1 protein-coding gene and 1 pseudogene are annotated in these 623 nt (G+C 43.0%); both read right to left on the reverse strand.

The genetic code is table 11. The annotated features are described in order from the left end of the window. Nucleotides 1-282: SDR family oxidoreductase (locus R8N47_RS26255; RefSeq protein WP_318186237.1), on the reverse strand; the 282-nt coding region annotated here is incomplete at its 3' end. A gap of 239 nt (nucleotides 283-521) precedes the next feature. Continuing rightward, a pseudogene (locus R8N47_RS26260) lies at nucleotides 522-623 on the reverse strand (1,4-alpha-glucan branching protein); the annotation flags it as partial.

Below are 623 nucleotides of genomic sequence, written 5' to 3' on the forward strand. Positions count from 1 at the left end.
GGCGTCCTGCGTGTCGATCTGACCAAGCCACATTACACCCGCATTGTTGACTAGCACGTCAGCTGGACCAAATTGAGCTTCTGCTTTTTCAATCGCTGTTATCAAACTCGCTTGGTCAGTGACATCGACTTTTTCACATAAGGTGTTTGGTAAATTGAGTGCCTCTAAACGTTCTACGCGACGAGCCACAAGAAGGAGAGGGTGGCCTTCTTCACTAAAACGACGTGCGATAGCTTCACCAATACCTGAACTTGCACCAGTAATAACAACCAGTTTTTTCATTTGTTACTTCCTCAGTTTTCGTTGAAAGCAGCGGTCTGCTGCGATGAACTCATACTAAGGAAATAACTTTTGTTGATATATATCACTTTAGGTAAAACACTGTTGTTCACTAGCAACAATAATTGCTGCTTGAGTTTGTCTTATTGGTAGGAAAAAGGCGCAACTCGTGCGCCTTAAGTGAAAAGAATGTATTGTTACTACGGTGAAATCCGCACTAATCAACCCATCAAAGTTACCACTTATTCAACGGTGCAAACAACGCTGTTGTCACTACCAAAGCCATTTGGAACGTAAGCATCAGCTTGAGGATCGTTCTCCCATTCAACTTCATCGAGGAGATA

The organism is Vibrio sp. 2132-1, from assembly GCF_033344315.1.